This is a genomic window from Sphingomonas sp. Sphisp66, from assembly GCF_047324325.1.
In the GTDB taxonomy this organism is placed as follows: domain Bacteria; phylum Pseudomonadota; class Alphaproteobacteria; order Sphingomonadales; family Sphingomonadaceae; genus Sphingomonas.
Genome location: NZ_CP168508.1, coordinates 4,297,079 through 4,313,437, shown reverse-complemented (window position 1 = coordinate 4,313,437; position 16,359 = coordinate 4,297,079). Strand labels below are relative to the sequence as shown.

At 68.2% G+C, this 16,359-nt stretch carries 20 protein-coding genes; 15 read left to right on the top strand and 5 right to left on the bottom strand.

Features of this window, described 5'->3' with window-relative positions; translation table 11 throughout:
* Window positions 1-111: 111 nt before the first annotated feature.
* The gene (locus ACEN8G_RS19715; protein WP_413415122.1) at window positions 112-1,395 is read right to left on the bottom strand and encodes an MFS transporter; all 1,284 of its coding nucleotides are present in this window, start codon (window positions 1,393-1,395) and stop codon (window positions 112-114) included.
* On the bottom strand, window positions 1,392-1,715 hold the full coding sequence (locus tag ACEN8G_RS19710; RefSeq protein ID WP_413415123.1) for an antibiotic biosynthesis monooxygenase family protein: 324 nt from the start codon (window positions 1,713-1,715) through the stop codon (window positions 1,392-1,394). The genes ACEN8G_RS19715 and ACEN8G_RS19710 overlap by 4 nt, the downstream gene beginning before the upstream one ends.
* 182 nt (window positions 1,716-1,897) lie before the next feature.
* On the opposite strand from ACEN8G_RS19710, the gene ACEN8G_RS19705 reads away from it, so the two are divergent.
* Window positions 1,898-2,647, top strand: coding sequence for a sulfite exporter TauE/SafE family protein (locus ACEN8G_RS19705; protein ID WP_413415124.1), 750 nt, complete (start codon window positions 1,898-1,900; stop codon window positions 2,645-2,647).
* A gap of 68 nt (window positions 2,648-2,715) precedes the next feature.
* On the opposite strand, the gene ACEN8G_RS19700 is transcribed toward ACEN8G_RS19705, so the two are convergent.
* Window positions 2,716-3,651 carry a ribose-phosphate pyrophosphokinase gene (locus ACEN8G_RS19700; RefSeq protein ID WP_307116768.1) on the bottom strand — a complete coding sequence of 312 codons (936 nt, stop codon included), beginning with the start codon at window positions 3,649-3,651 and terminating at the stop codon, window positions 2,716-2,718.
* 76 nt (window positions 3,652-3,727) lie between these two features.
* On the opposite strand from ACEN8G_RS19700, the gene ACEN8G_RS19695 reads away from it, so the two are divergent.
* The 9 genes from ACEN8G_RS19695 to ACEN8G_RS19655 all read left to right on the top strand — a co-directional run bounded on the left by ACEN8G_RS19695 (window position 3,728) and on the right by ACEN8G_RS19655 (window position 10,357).
* Window positions 3,728-4,267: a YcxB family protein gene (locus ACEN8G_RS19695; RefSeq protein WP_413415125.1), complete on the top strand. Its 540-nt coding sequence runs from the start codon at window positions 3,728-3,730 to the stop codon at window positions 4,265-4,267.
* A gap of 9 nt (window positions 4,268-4,276) precedes the next feature.
* Complete coding sequence (gene gltX, locus ACEN8G_RS19690) at window positions 4,277-5,602, top strand: glutamate--tRNA ligase (RefSeq protein ID WP_413415126.1); 1,326 nt, start codon at window positions 4,277-4,279, stop codon at window positions 5,600-5,602.
* An 85-nt stretch (window positions 5,603-5,687) separates the two neighbouring features.
* Window positions 5,688-6,368: a TonB family protein gene (locus tag ACEN8G_RS19685; RefSeq protein WP_413415127.1), complete on the top strand. Its 681-nt coding sequence runs from the start codon at window positions 5,688-5,690 to the stop codon at window positions 6,366-6,368.
* Between the two features lie 61 nt (window positions 6,369-6,429).
* Window positions 6,430-6,777 (top strand): hypothetical protein, encoded by a 348-nt coding sequence (locus ACEN8G_RS19680; protein ID WP_413415128.1) that lies wholly within the window; start codon window positions 6,430-6,432, stop codon window positions 6,775-6,777.
* A 14-nt stretch (window positions 6,778-6,791) separates the two neighbouring features.
* Window positions 6,792-7,718: a bifunctional diaminohydroxyphosphoribosylaminopyrimidine deaminase/5-amino-6-(5-phosphoribosylamino)uracil reductase RibD gene (ribD, locus tag ACEN8G_RS19675; protein WP_413415129.1), complete on the top strand. Its 927-nt coding sequence runs from the start codon at window positions 6,792-6,794 to the stop codon at window positions 7,716-7,718.
* Entirely contained in the window at window positions 7,718-8,326 is a 609-nt protein-coding gene (locus ACEN8G_RS19670; RefSeq protein WP_413415130.1) for a riboflavin synthase, read from the top strand. Before ribD ends, ACEN8G_RS19670 begins: the two co-directional genes overlap by 1 nt.
* On the top strand, window positions 8,313-9,461 hold the full coding sequence (gene ribB / locus ACEN8G_RS19665) for a 3,4-dihydroxy-2-butanone-4-phosphate synthase (protein ID WP_413415131.1): 1,149 nt from the start codon (window positions 8,313-8,315) through the stop codon (window positions 9,459-9,461). The genes ACEN8G_RS19670 and ribB overlap by 14 nt, the downstream gene beginning before the upstream one ends.
* A gap of 1 nt (window position 9,462) precedes the next feature.
* A complete protein-coding gene (ribH, locus tag ACEN8G_RS19660) occupies window positions 9,463-9,882 on the top strand; it encodes a 6,7-dimethyl-8-ribityllumazine synthase (protein ID WP_221262833.1) in 420 nt (139 codons plus the stop codon).
* Between the two features lie 58 nt (window positions 9,883-9,940).
* The gene (locus ACEN8G_RS19655) at window positions 9,941-10,357 is read left to right on the top strand and encodes a hypothetical protein (RefSeq protein WP_413740673.1); all 417 of its coding nucleotides are present in this window, start codon (window positions 9,941-9,943) and stop codon (window positions 10,355-10,357) included.
* Here the strand turns inward: ACEN8G_RS19655 and ACEN8G_RS19650 are convergent.
* Window positions 10,354-11,448, bottom strand: a complete 1,095-nt coding sequence (locus ACEN8G_RS19650) for an alkene reductase (RefSeq protein ID WP_413415133.1) — start codon at window positions 11,446-11,448, stop codon at window positions 10,354-10,356. The two genes, ACEN8G_RS19655 and ACEN8G_RS19650, sit on opposite strands and share 4 nt — an antisense overlap.
* A 55-nt stretch (window positions 11,449-11,503) precedes the next feature.
* Between ACEN8G_RS19650 and ACEN8G_RS19645 the strand changes: the two genes are divergently transcribed.
* The 4 genes from ACEN8G_RS19645 to feoB all read left to right on the top strand — a co-directional run bounded on the left by ACEN8G_RS19645 (window position 11,504) and on the right by feoB (window position 15,295).
* Entirely contained in the window at window positions 11,504-12,433 is a 930-nt protein-coding gene (locus tag ACEN8G_RS19645) for a DMT family transporter (RefSeq protein ID WP_413415134.1), read from the top strand.
* The gene (locus ACEN8G_RS19640; RefSeq protein ID WP_413740672.1) at window positions 12,430-13,089 is read left to right on the top strand and encodes a COQ9 family protein; all 660 of its coding nucleotides are present in this window, start codon (window positions 12,430-12,432) and stop codon (window positions 13,087-13,089) included. Before ACEN8G_RS19645 ends, ACEN8G_RS19640 begins: the two co-directional genes overlap by 4 nt.
* A gap of 86 nt (window positions 13,090-13,175) precedes the next feature.
* Window positions 13,176-13,448: a FeoA family protein gene (locus ACEN8G_RS19635; RefSeq protein ID WP_413415135.1), complete on the top strand. Its 273-nt coding sequence runs from the start codon at window positions 13,176-13,178 to the stop codon at window positions 13,446-13,448.
* Window positions 13,445-15,295, top strand: coding sequence for a ferrous iron transporter B (gene feoB / locus ACEN8G_RS19630; RefSeq protein ID WP_413415136.1), 1,851 nt, complete (start codon window positions 13,445-13,447; stop codon window positions 15,293-15,295). Before ACEN8G_RS19635 ends, feoB begins: the two co-directional genes overlap by 4 nt.
* Window positions 15,296-15,518: 223 nt before the next feature.
* Here the strand turns inward: feoB and ACEN8G_RS19625 are convergent, their stop codons facing one another.
* Window positions 15,519-15,692 carry a DUF4169 family protein gene (locus ACEN8G_RS19625; protein ID WP_413415138.1) on the bottom strand — a complete coding sequence of 58 codons (174 nt, stop codon included), beginning with the start codon at window positions 15,690-15,692 and terminating at the stop codon, window positions 15,519-15,521.
* 74 nt (window positions 15,693-15,766) lie between these two features.
* On the opposite strand from ACEN8G_RS19625, the gene ssb reads away from it, so the two are divergent.
* Complete coding sequence (gene ssb / locus ACEN8G_RS19620; protein WP_413415139.1) at window positions 15,767-16,348, top strand: single-stranded DNA-binding protein; 582 nt, start codon at window positions 15,767-15,769, stop codon at window positions 16,346-16,348.
* The last annotated feature ends 11 nt before the right edge of the window (window positions 16,349-16,359 follow it).

Genomic DNA, 16,359 nt, shown 5'->3' with positions numbered 1-16,359 from the left:
CGCTAGCGTCGTGGTGGAGGGGGTCTACAACAGCTGTGGTGAGCCCCCTCCACCATTCGCTTGCGCGAATGGTCCCCCTCCCCCGGAGCCATGGGCTCCGAGGGAGGATTTTTACGCCCGCCGCGTCGCCACCCAGGCATAGGCCAGCAAACACCCCAGCGCCCCCGCCGCGGTCAGATACGGCAGCGGCCGCCACAGCTCGTACAGCCCCACCCCGATCGACGGCCCCAGCACGAACGCCGCGCCGTTCACCGAAGTGACCTTGCCCGCCACCGATCCCTGCGCTTCCGCTCCCACACCCAGCGACGCGCCGGCGGTGAATCCCGGCCGGGCAAAGCCCATGCCGAGCGAGATCAGCGCATAGCCCATCGCGATGCCGTAGAGCGTCGTCGCGGTGCCGGTCGCAACGCAGCCGAGCAGCCCCAGCCCCGCGCCTGCCAGCACCAGCGCGCGCGGGCGCAGGTCGAGCATCGGGATCAGCCCCCATTGCGCGAGCAGCGAGGCGCCGGCGCCGATCATCAGCACCAGGCCGGTCGGCTGCAGTGCCTCGACCGGCGGCAGCTGCATCCGGTCGATCACCAGGAAGCCGATCGCCTGGCCGGTCATTGCCTGGGCATGGCCGATGATCAGGCCCGCGACGATCCAGGCGCGGATGCGCGGGTCGAAATAGCGGACATTCTCGCTGGTCTCCTCGGCGGTGGCGGCGGTCACCGTCGCGCCGGTCCCCTGCCCGCCGATCGAGGGATAGGAGATCGCGGCGCCATGCGCATGGCCCTCGTCCCGGGGCAGGCCCCGGGCGGCGGCGATCCAGATCACCACGCCGATCGCGCTGGCGGCAAAGGCGGGGCCGGCGAGTCCTATCAATGGCCCGCCCGGCCAGAGATGCCCCATCACCAGATAGGGCGCGATCGCCGGGCCCAGGATCGTGCCGAGCCCGAAGGCCGAGGCGAGCAGGGTCAGCGCCTGGGTCCGCTCCTCGCGGCTGGTCCGTCCCGCCACGATCGCCTGCACCGCCGGCGGCGCCGCCGATCCGAAGGTCCCGTAGATCACCCGGCCGGCGACGAATGCGATGAAGGTCGCCACCGGGCCCAGCCAGCCATTGATCCCCAGCGCCAGGCACAGGCCGCACAGCCCCAGCGACACGGTGAAGCCGGCAATGCCGAGCAGCACCATTGCGCGCCGCCCGTGCCGGTCGGAGCGATTGGCCCAGAAGGGCGCGGCGATCACCCAGAGCAGGGCGGAGACCGAGAAGACCGCGGCGACGGCGCTGTCGGGGGCGTGGAGCGAGCGGCCGAGCGCGGGCAGTACCGATTGCAGCGCGGTATTGCCCGCCGCGATGACGAGCATGACGGTGAACAGCAGCGCGAAGGTGCCGTCGACCCGGCGGAACCTCATGGCCGCGCCCAATTATAGCTGCGCCCGATCTCGGCGACGTGGAGCATGTACCAGCTGTACCAGCGCCCGCGGCCCTTCTCCCGCGTCTCGGCATGCTCGGGATGCTTGCGCCAGGCGATGGCGCTGGCCTCGTCGGCCCAATAGCTGATCGTGATCGCCTGGCCCTCGCCGTTTCCGACATGGTCGACGCCGCGATAGCCGGGCTGCTGCGCCGCCAGCGTATCCATCTGCGCCGCGGCGACGGCGTACCCCTCGGCGTCTTCCCCCGTGCGCTCGGAAATGAACAGGACGGCGACTTGCCCGGTGCGATCCTCTGCCATGGACCCTGCCCCTATCCTAACCGTCACCCCGGCGAAAGCCGGGGTCTCGGGCGATGGCGCATGCAACCCGCGCTCTATTCCGTCATCCCGGCGAAAGCCGGGATCTCATGCGGCAAGCGCATGCCGGTGGCCCGAGATCCCGACTTCCGTCGGGATGACGGGTGCGGCTAAAGCCGCACCCTATGATCACCGACTGGCATTTCTACGCGCTCGCTGTCCCAGCGGTGATCCTGCTCGGGCTCAGCAAGGGCGGCTTCGCCGGCATGGGCGCGCTTTCGCTCCCCCTGCTCACCTTCGCGGTCGATCCGGTGCGCGCCGCGGCGATCACCCTGCCGATCCTGATCGCGCAGGACGTGGTCGGCGTCTGGGCGTTCCGCCGCACGGTCGACTGGCGGCTGCTCGGCTGGATGCTCCCAGGCTCGATGCTCGGCATCGCGCTCGGCTACTGGTTCGCGGCGAGCGTCTCTTCCGCGGCGGTGATGGCGATGGTCGGCGGCATCTCGATCCTGTTCGGCGCCTATCGGCTCTGGGCCGCGCGCCATGCGACCCCGAAGGACACCGCCCGCTGGCCAGACTGGATCGGATCGCTGTTCGGCATTGCCTCGGGCTTCACCAGCCAGATCGCCCATGCCGGCCAGCCGCCCTTCCAGCTCTGGGTGCTGCCGCGGGGGCTGCCGCGCGACATCCTCGTAGGCACCACCGCGCTCTTCTTCGCCGCGACCAACTGGATCAAGGTCCCCGCCTACCTCGCGCTAGGCCAGTTCACCGCGGCCAACGTCATGACGTCAGCCGCGCTGCTGCCGCTCGCGCTGGTGTCCACCGTCGCCGGCGTCTGGCTGGTGCGTAGGGTCGACGCGGCGCGCTTCTACACCGCGATCTATGTGCTAATGATGCTGGTCGGCATCGCCCTCGTGGCTGAGGCGATTCGCTAAGTCATTGAAATCATTTAAGCGGCCAAGGCGCGAAAACGCGCTTTGGCGTGTACTTCCTGTACTTTGGCTCAGTCGAACAGGCTCGAAACCGAGCTTTCGTCCGCGATCCGCTTGATCGCCTCGGCGAGCAAAGGCGCGATCGTCAGGTGGCGGATCTTGCTGCTCTCGGCGATCACCGCATGGTTGCCGATCGAGTCGGTGATGACCAGTTCGGCCAGCGCCGAGCCGTCGACCCGCGCCACCGCGCCGCCCGAAAGCACGCCGTGGGTGCAGTATGCGACCACGTCCTCGGCACCCGCCGCCTTCAGCGCGGCGGCGGCGTTGCACAAAGTGCCGGCCGAATCGACGATGTCGTCGATCAGGATGCAGAAGCGCCCTTCGACATTGCCGATGATGTTCATCACTTCCGATTCGCCCGGGCGCTCGCGGCGCTTGTCGACGATGGCGAGCGGGGCGTTCTCGAGCCGCTTGGCCAGCGCGCGGGCGCGCACCACGCCGCCCACGTCGGGCGAGACCACCATCCACTTCTTGTCGGGGAAGCGGCTATGGATGTCGGCGCTCATCACCGGGGCGGCGAAGAGATTGTCGGTCGGGATGTCGAAGAAACCCTGGATCTGCCCGGCGTGCAGATCGACCGAGAGCACGCGGTCGGCGCCGGCCGTGGTCACCAGGTTGGCGACCAGCTTGGCCGAGATCGGCGTGCGCGGGCCGGGCTTCCGGTCCTGGCGGGCATAGCCGAAATAGGGGAGCACCGCGGTGATGCGCTTGGCCGACGCGCGCTTCAGCGCGTCGATCATGATCAGCATCTCCATGAGGTTGTCGTTCGCCGGATAGCTGGTCGACTGCATCACGAAGACGTCCTCGCCGCGGACATTCTCGAGGATCTCGACGAAGATCTCCTCGTCGGCGAAGCGGCGGACATTCGCCTGGGTCAGCGGAATCTCGAGATACTCCGCGATCGCCTTGGCGAGCGGCGCGTTCGAATTGCCGGCCAACAGTTTCATCGAATATCTCCCGAGTGTCCCTCGACGCCCCCTTTGTCAGCCGATACGCAGCGGGGCAAGACGGGGGATGAGGGTTATGCACCGCGAAGTGACGTTCACGCCACAGCTCGAGGACCATGTCGCGGGGCAGCGGCTATGGTATCGCGCCTATCAGCGCCGGCCGCTGGCCCGGTTCTTCCTCGTCGCGATAGTGTTGCTCGCGCTGGGGGTCCTGGGCACGATGGCTTGGGATCTCGCGGTCGGGTGGTCGCTGGCGCGGAGCCTCGGCGACAAGGGGGCCGCGCTGTTCGGCGTGCTGGTGATGCTGGGTGTCCTGGTCTGGACCTCGTGGCGCATTCCCGCACAGGTCCGTCGCATGGCCGAGCAGCAGCCGTCGCTGTTCTCCGAGACAACCTGGCGCTGGAGCGAAACGGCACTGGTCGCGAAGTCAGCCGCCGGCACCAGCCGGGTCGAATGGGCCTCGCTCTATGGCTGGCTCGCCGACGGCAAGTCGATTGTCGTCCGGCCGCAGGAGCGGATCGTGCTGATCCTGCCGCGCCATGTCCTCAGCCCCGAACAGGATGCCGACCTTATCGCCACGCTCGAGCGGTTTGCCGTGAAGGCACGGCGCTCCTAAGGCGGGCCGATGACCGTCACCACCCGCTTCGCGCCGAGCCCCACCGGCAAGCTCCATGTCGGAAACCTGCGCACCGCGCTCCACAACTGGATGTTCGCGAAGAAGCAGGGCGGCCGCTTCCTGCTGCGCATCGACGACACCGATGCCGAGCGCTCGGAGGAAGCGTTCGTCGAGGCCATCCGCGCCGACCTCGCCTGGCTCGGCCTCCACCCCGATGGCGAGGAACGCCAGTCCGCCCGCTTCGACCGCTACGAGGCGCGGTTCGAGGAACTCAAGGCTGCCGGCCGGGTCTATCCAGCCTATGAGACCGCGCAGGAGCTCGAGCTCAGGCGCAAGGTGCTGCTCGGCCGCGGTCTGCCCCCGGTCTATGACCGCGCCGCACTGGCGCTCACCGATGCCGACCGGGCAAAGCTCGAGGCCGAGGGCATCCGCCCGCACTGGCGCTTCCGGCTCGACCATGACGCCATGATCGAGTGGGACGATCTGGTCCGCGGCCCCCAGCGCTTCGATCCGAAGACGATGAGCGATCCCGTCGTCCGCCGCGCCGACGGCAGCTGGCTCTATCTCCTCCCCTCGGTGATCGACGATGTCGACATGGCCATCAGCCATGTCGTGCGCGGCGAGGACCATGTCTCGAACACCGCGACCCAGCTCCAGATGTTCGCGGCGCTGGGGGCCGAGGCCCCCCGCTTCGCCCATGAGGCACTGCTCACCGGCGCCGAAGGCAAGCTCTCCAAGCGGCTCGGATCGCTCGGCATCGAACATTTCCGCGAGATCGGCATCGAGCCCCAGGCGCTGATTGCGCTGCTCGCCCGGCTCGGCACCAGCGATCCCGTCGAGCCGCTCACCGATTGCGCCCCGTTGATCGAGAGCTTCGACTTCGCCCGCTTCGGTCGCGCCCCCGCGCGCTTCGACGAGGAGGAACTGGCGCAGCTGGGTGCCCGCATCGTCCACCAGCTCGATTATGCCGCAGTGAAGGACCGCCTCCCTGCAGCCGTGACCGAGGCCGGCTGGGACGCGATCCGCCCCAATCTCTCCACCATCGCCGAAGCCGCCGACTGGTGGAGCGTGGTCGAGGGCCCGGTCACCGTCAGCATCGCCGAGGAGGACCGCCCCTTCCTCGCCAAGGCTGCCGAGGTCGCCGCGACGCTCGACTGGTCCAATCCCTGGCCCGAACTCACCGGTGCGCTCAAGGAAGCTACCGGCCGTAAGGGCCGCGCACTGTTCCTGCCCCTGCGACTCGCCCTCACCGGCCGCGAGCATGGCCCCGACATGGCCGCGCTCCTCCCCCTGATCGGCAAGGATGCTGCCCTGGAACGCCTCGGGGGCGCATGATCGCAAAACCCTTTGCATGTTTAATGTAATGTTGTATCATCACTGGAGTCGGCTCAGACCGGCAATGGAGATGGAGTGCAACGCCATGTACGCTGAACAACGCTACCGGCCCCAGCAATCGCGCACCGTCAGCATCGGCGCGTCGCTGCTCTTCAGCGGGGCGATCATCGCCGGGATGGTCTATTCCTCGCCCAATTTCGTCAAAGCGATCCGGGACACCACGCTCGTCACCTATCCGGTCAAGGAGACGCTGCCGCCGCCGCCGGTCGAGAAGCCCAAGGAACAGCCCAAGCCCGATCCCAAGCCGGCGATGCAGCCGCCGGTCACTGCTCCCGATCCGATCCTCAAGACCGTGCCGACCGACAACAAGCTGGTGACCACACCGGATATCCCGCTGGTCACCCCGGACAACAGCAAGCCGGTCGAGACGGGAGAGGTGTACAAGCCCGAGCCGCGCGTCGAGCCGGCGCCGTTGCCGCTGGTCGGTGCCCGCCGCGACGGGCGCTATGCCGAGGACTTCCAGCCCGCCTACCCGGCATCCGAGCTGCGCGAGCAGCGCGACGGACGCGTCTCCGTCCGCGTGCTGGTCGGTACCAATGGCAGGGTGAAGGCCGTCGAGCAGGTCAGCGCCACCAGCCCGGCCTTTTTCGACGCCACCAGGCGCCAGGCCCTGTCGAAATGGCGGTTCAAGCCGGCGACGCGGGGCGGCGTGGCCGAGGAAAGCTGGATGACGCTCAGCGTCACCTTTCAGATCAAGGACCAGTAAGGGGCTTGATGGCGCGCGGGGGCTGGCTCTCGGGCCCCCGCGCGCCTATCTTCAGGCCAAGATGAGCTACCTTCAGAGATTCAATCCCCTGCGCGCCTTTGGCGATTTCAGGCGCTGGCTCGCCACCCGCAAGCCCTATGAGCTGTGGTTCATGATTCTCGCCATGGGGGTCACTTTGGTGATCCTCTACATGTTCGTGAAGGATTCGGCCGTCGAGGCGCCGTACAAGCGCGACATCATCTATGTGCAGCAATGGCGGCTCGATCGCAGCGATGCAGACATCAAGGCACAGCAGGCCAAGGACCTGCCCGCCGAGCTGAAGCGCAAGGCGGATTTCGAGGCCGCACAGAAGAAGCGTCAGGCCGAATTCAAGAAATATGACGATTGGCTGACCCAGCACGGCTTCTGAGCGACGCACGCTGGATGGGGGCTGCGCTCGCGCTTGCGGAGCGGGGCAGGGGGCGGACCGCGCCCAATCCCAATGTCGGCTGCCTGATCGTCCGCGATGGCGTCGTGATTGGTCGCGGCTGGACCCAGCCCGGCGGCCGCCCGCATGCGGAGGCGATGGCGCTGGCCGGGGCCGGCGAAAAGTCGCGCGGCGCAACTGCCTATGTCACGCTCGAACCCTGCGCGCACGAGTCCCCGCGTGGCCCGGCCTGCTCGAACCTGCTGGTCGCCGCCGGCGTCGCCCGGGTGGTGATCGCGCTCGGCGATCCCGATCCGCGGACCAATGGGACAGGGGCCGCGCGCCTGCGTGCCGCAGGGATCCAGGTGACCGAAGGCGTCCGCACCGACGAAGCGCGCCGCTCGATGGCCGGCTTCCTGACCCGGCTGGAGAAGCATCGCCCCCAGGTCACGCTCAAGCTCGCCACCTCGCTCGACGGCCGTATCGCGCTCCCCTCGGGCGAGAGCCAGTGGATCACCGGCCCCGAAGCGCGCGCCCATACCCATCTCGAGCGCAGCCGGCACGAGGCGATCCTGGTTGGCCGCCGCACGATGGAGATCGACAAGCCCCGGCTCGATGTCCGCCTGCCGGGGCTGGAGGAGCGCACGCCGCGCCGGCTGGTGCTGTCCTCGACCGGCGATCTCAAGCGCCCCGAGGATATCGCTGGCCTCGAAGCCGTCGACCATCTCTTCGTGGAGGGCGGCGCCGAGACCGCTTCCGCTTTTCTCCGCGCCGACCTGGTCGACCGGCTGCTGCTCTATCGCGCGCCGATCCTGATCGGCGAGGGCAGGGCGGCGCTCGGCGACATCGGGCTTGCCCGGCTGGGCGATGCCCATGGCCGCTGGCGGCTGATGGAAAGCCGCATGCTTGGCAGTGACAGGATGGAGGTCTACGAGCACGCCTGATGTTTACGGGAATCGTCACTGATATCGGCACGGTCGAGGCGACCGAGAAGCAGGGTGACCTGCATGTCCGCGTCTCCACCGCCTATGAAACGGGGGGCATCGATCTCGGTGCGTCCATCTCCTGCTCGGGCGTGTGCCTGACGGTGGTCGACAAGGCGCCGGGCTGGGTCGCGTTCGACGTCTCGGGCGAGACGATCAGCCGCACCGCTGAGGGCATGTGGACCTCTGGCCGCAAGCTCAACCTCGAGCGCGCGCTCAGGCTGGGCGACGAGCTGGGCGGCCATATCGTCACCGGCCATGTCGATGGCATCGGCACGGTCAAGTCGATCGAGGAGATCGGCGGCTCGCATCACATCGTGATCCAGGCCGGCGCGGAGCTGGCGCCATACGTGGCGCCCAAGGGCTCGATCACCGTCGACGGCGTCTCGCTCACCGTCAATGCGGTGCGCGATACCGATGCCGGCGTCGAATTCGACCTCAACATCATTCCCCACACCGCTTCCGTCACTACATTCGGGGCATTGGAAGCCGGGCAGGCCGTCAATCTCGAGATCGACGTGCTCGCCCGCTATCTGCAACGCATGGAGTCCCTTCGTGGCAAAGCCTGAGCAAGCAAATCCTTTGGCGCGCCTCAAGCACGCCTTCCTCTCCTCCCCCGAGGAGCTGATCGACGAGGCCCGCAACGGCCGCATGGTCATCCTGGTCGATGACGAGGATCGCGAGAATGAAGGCGATCTGGTCATCCCCGCCCAGATGGCGACTCCGGACGCAGTCAACTTCATGGCGCGCTTCGGCCGCGGGCTGATCTGCCTGGCGCTCACCGCCGAACGCGGGCGCCAGCTTCAACTGGAGCCGATGGCGCGGGTCAACGGCACCCCGCTCGGCACCGCCTTCACCGTCTCGATCGAGGCCAAGGAAGGCATCTCCACCGGCATCTCCGCCGCCGATCGCGCGCGCACCGTCGCGGTGGCGATCGATGCGGCCAATGGCCCCGATGCGATCACCTCGCCCGGCCATGTCTTCCCGCTGATCGCGCGCGACGGCGGCGTCCTCGTCCGCACCGGCCATACCGAGGCGGCGGTCGACCTGGCGCGGCTCGCCGGGCTCAATCCGTCGGGCGTGATCTGCGAGATCATGAAGGACGACGGGACGATGGCGCGTCTCGACGACCTCATTTCCTTCGCCCAGTTCCACAATCTCAAGCTCGGCACGATCCGCGACCTGATCGCCTATCGCCGCCGCCACGACCATCTCGTCGAGAAGCGCGCCGAGACGCGCTTCGACAGCGACTGGGGCGGCGAGTGGACCGCGATGACCTTCTGGAACAAGGCGACCGAGAGCGAGCAGGTCGCGCTGGTCAAGGGCAAGATCGATCCGGCCAAGCCGACTCTGGTGCGCATGCACGCGCTCTCGCCCTTCTCCGACATTTTCGGCGAAGGCGGTGCGCGGGGCGGGCTGCTGCGCCGCTCGATGGAGATCATCGCCGAGGAAGGCGCGGGCGTGGTCGTGGTGATCAACAAGCCGCGTCCCGACCAGTTCACCCGGGCGCTCCAGGCCCGCGAGGGCACGCTGGAGCCCAAGGACATGGACGAGCTGCGCGACTATGGCGTCGGCGCGACGATCCTCACCGAACTCGGCGTGCAGGACATGATCCTGCTCACCAACACCCATCACACGCTCGTGGGGCTCGACGGCTATGGCCTGTCGATCGTCGGCGAGCATCCCATCGATACCGGAGAATGACTTGGCACGTGTCCTGATCGTCGAAGCGCGCTTCTACGCGCATCTGAATGACCTGCTGCTCGAAGGCGCGCGCGCCGCGATCGAAGAAGCAGGCCATAGCCACGAGACCATCACCGTGCCCGGCGCGCTCGAGATCCCCGGCGCGGTGGCGATGGCCGCCGAAACCGGCCGCTACGATGCGTTCGTCGCACTCGGCGTGGTGATCCGCGGCGAGACCTATCACTTCGAAGTGGTCTCCAACGAAAGCGCCCGCGGCCTGATGGCCCTCGCCATGGACTCGCTCCCCATCGGAAACGGTATCCTGACCGTAGAAAACGAAGCCCAGGCCCTCACCCGCGCCAAGCCGGACGAGAAGGACAAGGGCGGCGAGGCTGCGAAGGCCGCGCTGGCGATGCTCGCGCTCAAGAGCAAGTTCGGCTGATCCGATGGACATGCCCCCGTCCCGCTACCGCGTAGTGGAGCAGGGGCGCCGGCTGGTCGTGATCGACACGCTGGCGGGGCGGTCCGTAACCCCGCCGGCGATCGCGTCCCGGCCCGAGATGCCGAGCGATCGGCCGCGGACGATGGAAGCGCCGCGGCCGCAAGCCCAGCCTCGCCCGACGCGCGGCTCGGGCGCGCCGCGCGGCCGCCATGCGGGCGGGGAGGGCTTCAGCTTCGTGACCGCGTCCTGGTACGACAAGGAAGGCCCGCGCACGATCCGGATCGGCAAAGACAGCCAGACGCAGTTGCTGGTCGTCCTGGTCGTGGTGCTCGGGCTGGGGTTCGTGCTCGCTATGCTGTTCGGCTGGGTGCTGGCCTTCCCTGTCGCCTTCGTCATCTTCCACGAAAAGACGCGGATAGCGCTGCGCGCCGCGGCCACGACCTGGCTCACGGCGCTCAACGCGAACGAAAGTTAGGCCGCCACCGGATAGTCCGTGTACCCCTCGGCCCCGCCGATATAGAACAGCTCCTCGCGCTGCGGGTTGAGCGACAGCCCTTCCTTCAGCCGGCGCGGCAGGTCGGGATTGGCAAGGAAGGTCCGCCCGAACGCGATCGCATCGGCCTCGCCTGCGTCGAGCGCGGCCTGGGCGTCGTCGAGATGATAATCGGCGTTGAGGATCAGCGGGCCCTTGAAGACCTTGCGCATCCCCGGATGGACCGGCGGATGATCGGGCTTGCCGCGGGTGCCGCCTGGGCGCGGCTCGCGCATCTCGAGAAAGGCGATGCCGATCTCGTCGAGCGCCGCTGCCGCTGCCTCGAACAGCGGCGCCGGGTTGCTGTCGTTGACGCCCTGCACCTCGCCGTTCGGGGAGAGCCGCACGCCGGTCCGCTCGCCGCCGATCGTGTCGACGACGCGCTGGGTCACTTCGCGCAGCAGCCGCACCCGGTTGGGGATCGAGCCGCCATAGGCGTCGTCGCGGAAGTTGGAGTTGTCGCGCAGGAAGCTGTCGATCAGATAGCCGTTCGCGGCATGGACCTGCACCCCGTCGAACCCGGCGCGGATCGCGTTCCGCGCGGCATTGGCATAATCGTCGAGCAGCCCGGGGATCTCGTCGGTGCGCAGCGGCCGCGCCTGGGCATAGGGGCGCTTGATCTCGCCGCTCTCCTCGGCCGGATAGGTACGGACTTCACCCGGCGCGGTATTGGCCGAGGCCGAGACCGGCGCCGCCCCGCCCAGGAAATCGGGATGGACCAGCCGGCCCATGTGCCAGAGTTGCGCGACGATGCGCCCGCCGGCCGCGTGCACCGCCTCGACCACCGGCTTCCACGCATCGGTCTGTTCGTCGCTCCACAGGCCCGGCGCATAGGCCCAGCCCAGGCCCTGCCGGCTGATCCCGGTCGCCTCGGAGATGATCAGCCCGGCACTGGCGCGCTGCGCATAATAGTCCGCCATGATCGGCGTCGGCACATGCTCGCGCGTCGCGCGGCCGCGGGTCAGCGGCGCCATCAGCAGGCGGTTCGGCGCATGGATCGCGCCCAGCTGGATCGGATCGAACAGGTTCGGCATCGTCGCAAATTCCCTAACGACTGTGACGCAAGGAAATAGGGGGCTAAGGGGGCGCATGCATCGGCCCGCCTCCCCAAGAAAAGCTATTTCCCCGCAAACCGCCTCTGCATTGCCGATCGCCGCCCTGCTCGCCGGCAACATCGCGCTCGCCTTCGGGCCATGGTTCGTGCGGCTGGCCGATGTGGGACCCGTGGCGGCGGGCTTCTGGCGCATCGCGATCGCCGCGCCGATCCTGGTCGCGCTCTCCTTTGCCGGTCAGAAGCGGCCCTTCGCCCCGGCGCGCGGCCTGTTGCTGCCGATCGCGCTCGGCGGCCTCGCCTTTGCCGCGGACCTGGCGAGCTGGCATGTCGGCATCCTCCAGACCACGCTCGCCAACGCCACTTTGTTCGGCAATTCGGCGACGCTGATGTACCCGATCTACGGCTTCCTCGTCGCGCGCATGTGGCCGACGCGGACCCAGGGCCTCGCCCTCGCGCTCGCCGCGGCGGGGGCTGCGCTGCTGCTCGGCCGTTCCTTCCAGCTCTCGCCCGATCACCTGGTCGGCGACCTGCTCTGCCTGCTCGCCGGCACGCTCTACACCGTCTATTTCGTGCTGATGGGCAAGGCCCGCGCGGTGATGGCGCCGCTGCCTGCGCTTGCCCTTTCCACCCTCGCCAGCGCGCTGCCACTACTGGTCGCGGCACTGGTGATGGGCGAGACATTCTGGCCGGGGCATTGGGGCATATTGATCGGCCTCGCGCTCGCCAGCCAGGTGGTGGGGCAGGGGCTGATGATCTACGCGATCGGCCATCTCTCGCCGCTCGTCGTCGGCATCGGCCTGCTCTCCCAGCCGATCGTCGCCGGGATCGTCGGCTGGAGCGTCTATGGCGAGACGCTCGGCCCGCTCGACTTTGTCGGTGCGATCCTGGTCGCGATCGCGCTCGTCCTGGTGCGCAGCGGCGGTCCACGGGTTGCGCCGGAAGCTGAGGGGGCTAAATCGGCATGATGGACCTGAAGGACGCGACTCTCGACGAACTGCGCGCCGCGCTCGCGCCGCAGGTGGCGGCCAATGCGGCGTTCGATGGCTGGAACAACCGTGCGGTCGATGCCGCAGCGGACGCGCTCGGCGTCGACCGCGACGTCGCCCATCTCGCCTTCACCGATGGCCCGGTCGCGATGATCGACGCCTGGTTCGCTTATGTCGACGCCGCGATGCTCGCCCGCTTCACGCCCGAGCAGCTGGCCGCGATGAAGATCCGCGCGCGCATCACCGCCCTGGTCGAGGCCCGGCTCGACCTCGCCGCCCCGCACCGCGAGGCGCTGCGCCGCGCGCTTGCCATCCTCGCCATGCCGCAGAACCTCGCCCGTGCCGCCCAGCTCGGCTGGCGCGCCGCCGACGCGATGTGGCGCGCCGCCGGCGACACGGCGACCGATTACAACCATTACAGCAAGCGCATGACGCTCGGCGCGGTCTATGCCTCGACGATCGCGGTGTTCCTCGACGACGAGAGCCAGGGCCAGGCCGATACCCGCGCCTTCCTCGCCCGCCGGATCGAGAACATCATGCAGTTCGAGAAGGCCAAGGCGAAATGGCTGACCCCGCCCGAGCACCGCTTCAGCCTGTCGCGCTTCGTTGGCCGGCTGCGGTATCCGGCGGTTTGACCCCCTAATCCCTCTCCCAAAGGGAGAGGAGGTTCCGGACATATCCTACTGGCGTCCTCCCCTCGCAATTGATAATGACTCGCAGCATGAATGCCCCCGCCGCGATTCCCGTGCCCGTTCCGCTTGCCAGCCTGCCCCGCCACAAGCCCGGCTCCGTCGCCATGGTCGACTGGAGCAAGCTGAGCGAGCCCGAGGGCCGGCGCCTGCGTGAGCTGGGGCTGGACGAAGGCGTCGAGGTCGAGCTGCTCCACAAGTCGGGCCTGCTCGGCGGCGGCCCGATCGCCTGCCGCATCGGCCGGATGATCGTCGCCCTGCGCCGTCACGTCGCCTCGGCGATCCACGTCAGTCCCGGCGCATGAACGCGGCCCCGCTGGTTGCGCTGGTCGGCAATCCCAATGCCGGCAAGAGCGCCCTGTTCAACGCCCTCACCGGTGCGCGGCAGAAGGTCGGCAATTATCCCGGCGTCACCGTCGAGCGCCATGCCGGCCGCCTGGCGCTGCCCGACGGCCGCCCGGTCGAGCTGCTCGACCTGCCCGGCACCTACAGCCTCGATCCCTCCTCGCCCGACGAGGCCGTCACCCGTGACGTGCTGTTCGGCAAGCAGGAGGGCGAGCGCCTGCCCGACGGCATCGTCGTGGTGGTCGACGCGACCAATCTCGACAATCACCTGCGCTTCACCCTCCAGCTCGCCGCGCTCGGCCTGCCGATGGTGGTCGCGCTCAACATGGTCGACATGGCCGAGCGCGACGGCCTGATCCTCGATCCCGAGGCATTGGAGCGCGAGCTGGGCGTGCCCGTCGTCGCCACCGTCGCAGTGCGCAAGCGCGGGCTCGATGCACTCAAGGAGCGGCTGGGCGAAGTGCTCAAGGCCGGCCACAAGCTGCGGGAGGGCGCCGGCGTCCAGCACGACATCGTCGTCCTCCAGCGCCGCGCCCGCCAGATCGCCACCGCGGTGACCGTCTCCGAGACCGCCGCGCGCCGCTGGACCCACCGGATCGACGCGATCGTCCTCCATCCGGTCGCCGGCCCGATCCTCCTGCTCGCCTTGATGTTCGTCATGTTCCAGTCGGTCTTCGCCTGGGCCGAGGCGCCGATGGGCTGGATCGAGAGCGGCATGGCCTGGCTGTCCGATACGGTGGCCGGCGCGCTGCCCGACGGCTTCCTGCGCGATTTCCTCGTCCAGGGCCTGATCGCAGGCGTCGGCGCGGTCGTCGTCTTCCTGCCGCAGATCCTGATCCTGTTCGCCTTCATCCTCGTGCTGGAGGCGACCGGCTATATGGTCCGGGCCGCGATGCTGATGGACCGGGTGATGGCAAGCGTCGGCCTGTCGGGCCGCGCCTTCATCCCGCTGCTCTCCAGCTTCGCTTGCGCCGTGCCCGGCATCATGGCGACGCGCACCATCGCCGACGAGAAGGACCGGCTCACCACCATCCTGATCGCCCCGCTGATGACCTGCTCGGCGCGCCTGCCGGTCTATACTATCATCATCGGTTCGCTGATCCCCGAGCGGAGTCTGCTCCCCGGCATCGGCCTGCAGGGCTTCGTGCTGTTCGCGCTCTACATCCTCGGCATCGTCGGCGCCTTCTGCGCGGCGCTGGTGCTGCGCCACACGGTGACCAAGGGCGCGACTTCGGGCTTCATGATGGAGATGCCGAAATACCAGCTACCGCGCATCCGCGACGTGCTGCTCGGCCTGTGGCAGCGCGCCGAGATCTTCCTCAAGCGTGCCGGCACCACCATCGCCGCGACGGTGGCGATCCTCTGGCTGCTCACCACCTTCCCCCAGGCGCCCGCCGGGCAGAAGCAGAGCGAATATTCGGTCGCCGGCCGCATCGCGAGCGGGATCGAGGTCGTGGTCAAACCGATCGGCTTCAACCACGACATCTCGCTCGCCCTGCTCCCCGCAATGGCGGCGCGCGAGGCGGCGGTGGCGGCGATCGGCACCGTCTATGCGGTCGATAATCCCGAGGACGCCCAGGGCGAGGCGACGATCACCGACAATCTGCGCAAGCGCTGGAGCCTGCCGACCGCGCTCGCCTTCCTGATGTGGTTCGTCTTCGCGCCCCAGTGCATCTCGACCATCGCGGTGACGCGGCGCGAGACCAATGGCTGGAAATGGCCGATGTTCATGATCGGCTATCTGTTCGCGCTCGCCTATGTCGCGGCCGGGCTCACCTATTGGAGCGCGGTGGCGCTGGGGCTGTAGCGCCCCGCTTGCAATGTAGGATTTCGTCTGCTTGCCTCAGGCGGTCGGTTGGCAACCGGCCGCTCTTCAAGCTGTTGGAAATGTTGGATCGCATCCACGCAAGGATGTTGCGGGATGCAGCGCGTTTGCGGGAAAACAGGGAAAATTGCGCGGCGCGGAACCCGCCAAGGTCGTGAACTTAGTGAACTTCCGCGAGTCGCCCGCTGCGCGGATGTAGGAAAGCTCAGTCTCGCTTGGCGTCGTCCAGCGTCTTCGCGATCCGTGCCTTCTCGGCAGCCTCGGTCTGCTTCTCCGCCCTGGTGCGTCCGAAGCGGATTCGGTTCTCTTCGGCTTGCGCGGACTTGTCCACACGTGCCTTTGCCTTGCGTGCCCGGTTCAGGTTGATGATCTCGGCCAAGGATAGTACCCCATTCGTTCACCGGCGAAGTGCGCACGCGCCACCGTCGATACGATTTTCATAGCGGAGTTTCCATGGCGGGCAGCGTCAACAAAGTGATCCTGGTGGGCAATCTCGGGCGCGATCCCGAGAGCCGCAGCTTCCAGAACGGCGGCAAGGTCGTCGAGCTGCGCATCGCCACGTCCGAAAGCTGGAAGGACCGCAACTCGGGCGAGCGCAAGGAAAAGACCGAATGGCATACGGTCAAGGTCTTCAACGAGGGCCTCGCCAATGTCGCCGAGCGCTATCTGCGCAAGGGCAGCAAGGTCTATATCGAAGGCGCGCTGACCACCCGCAAATGGCAGGACGCCCAGGGCCAGGACCGCTACTCGACCGAGATCGTCCTCCAGGGCTTCAACTCGGTGCTGACCATGCTCGACGGTGCGCCCGGCGGTGGTGGCGGTGCGGGTGGCGGTGGCTATGGCGGCGGTCGCTCGTCCGGCGGCGGTGGTGACGAATGGGGCGCCGGCGGCGGCGACGAGTTCGCCGGCCAGTCCTCGAGCCGCGGCGGCGGCAATTTCAACAGCGGCGGCCAGCGCTCGGGCGGCGGCAGCGGCGGAAACAATAGCTTCGGCGGCGGGTTCCCCGATGACCTGGACGACGACGTTCCGTTCTAAGCCCGGAGATG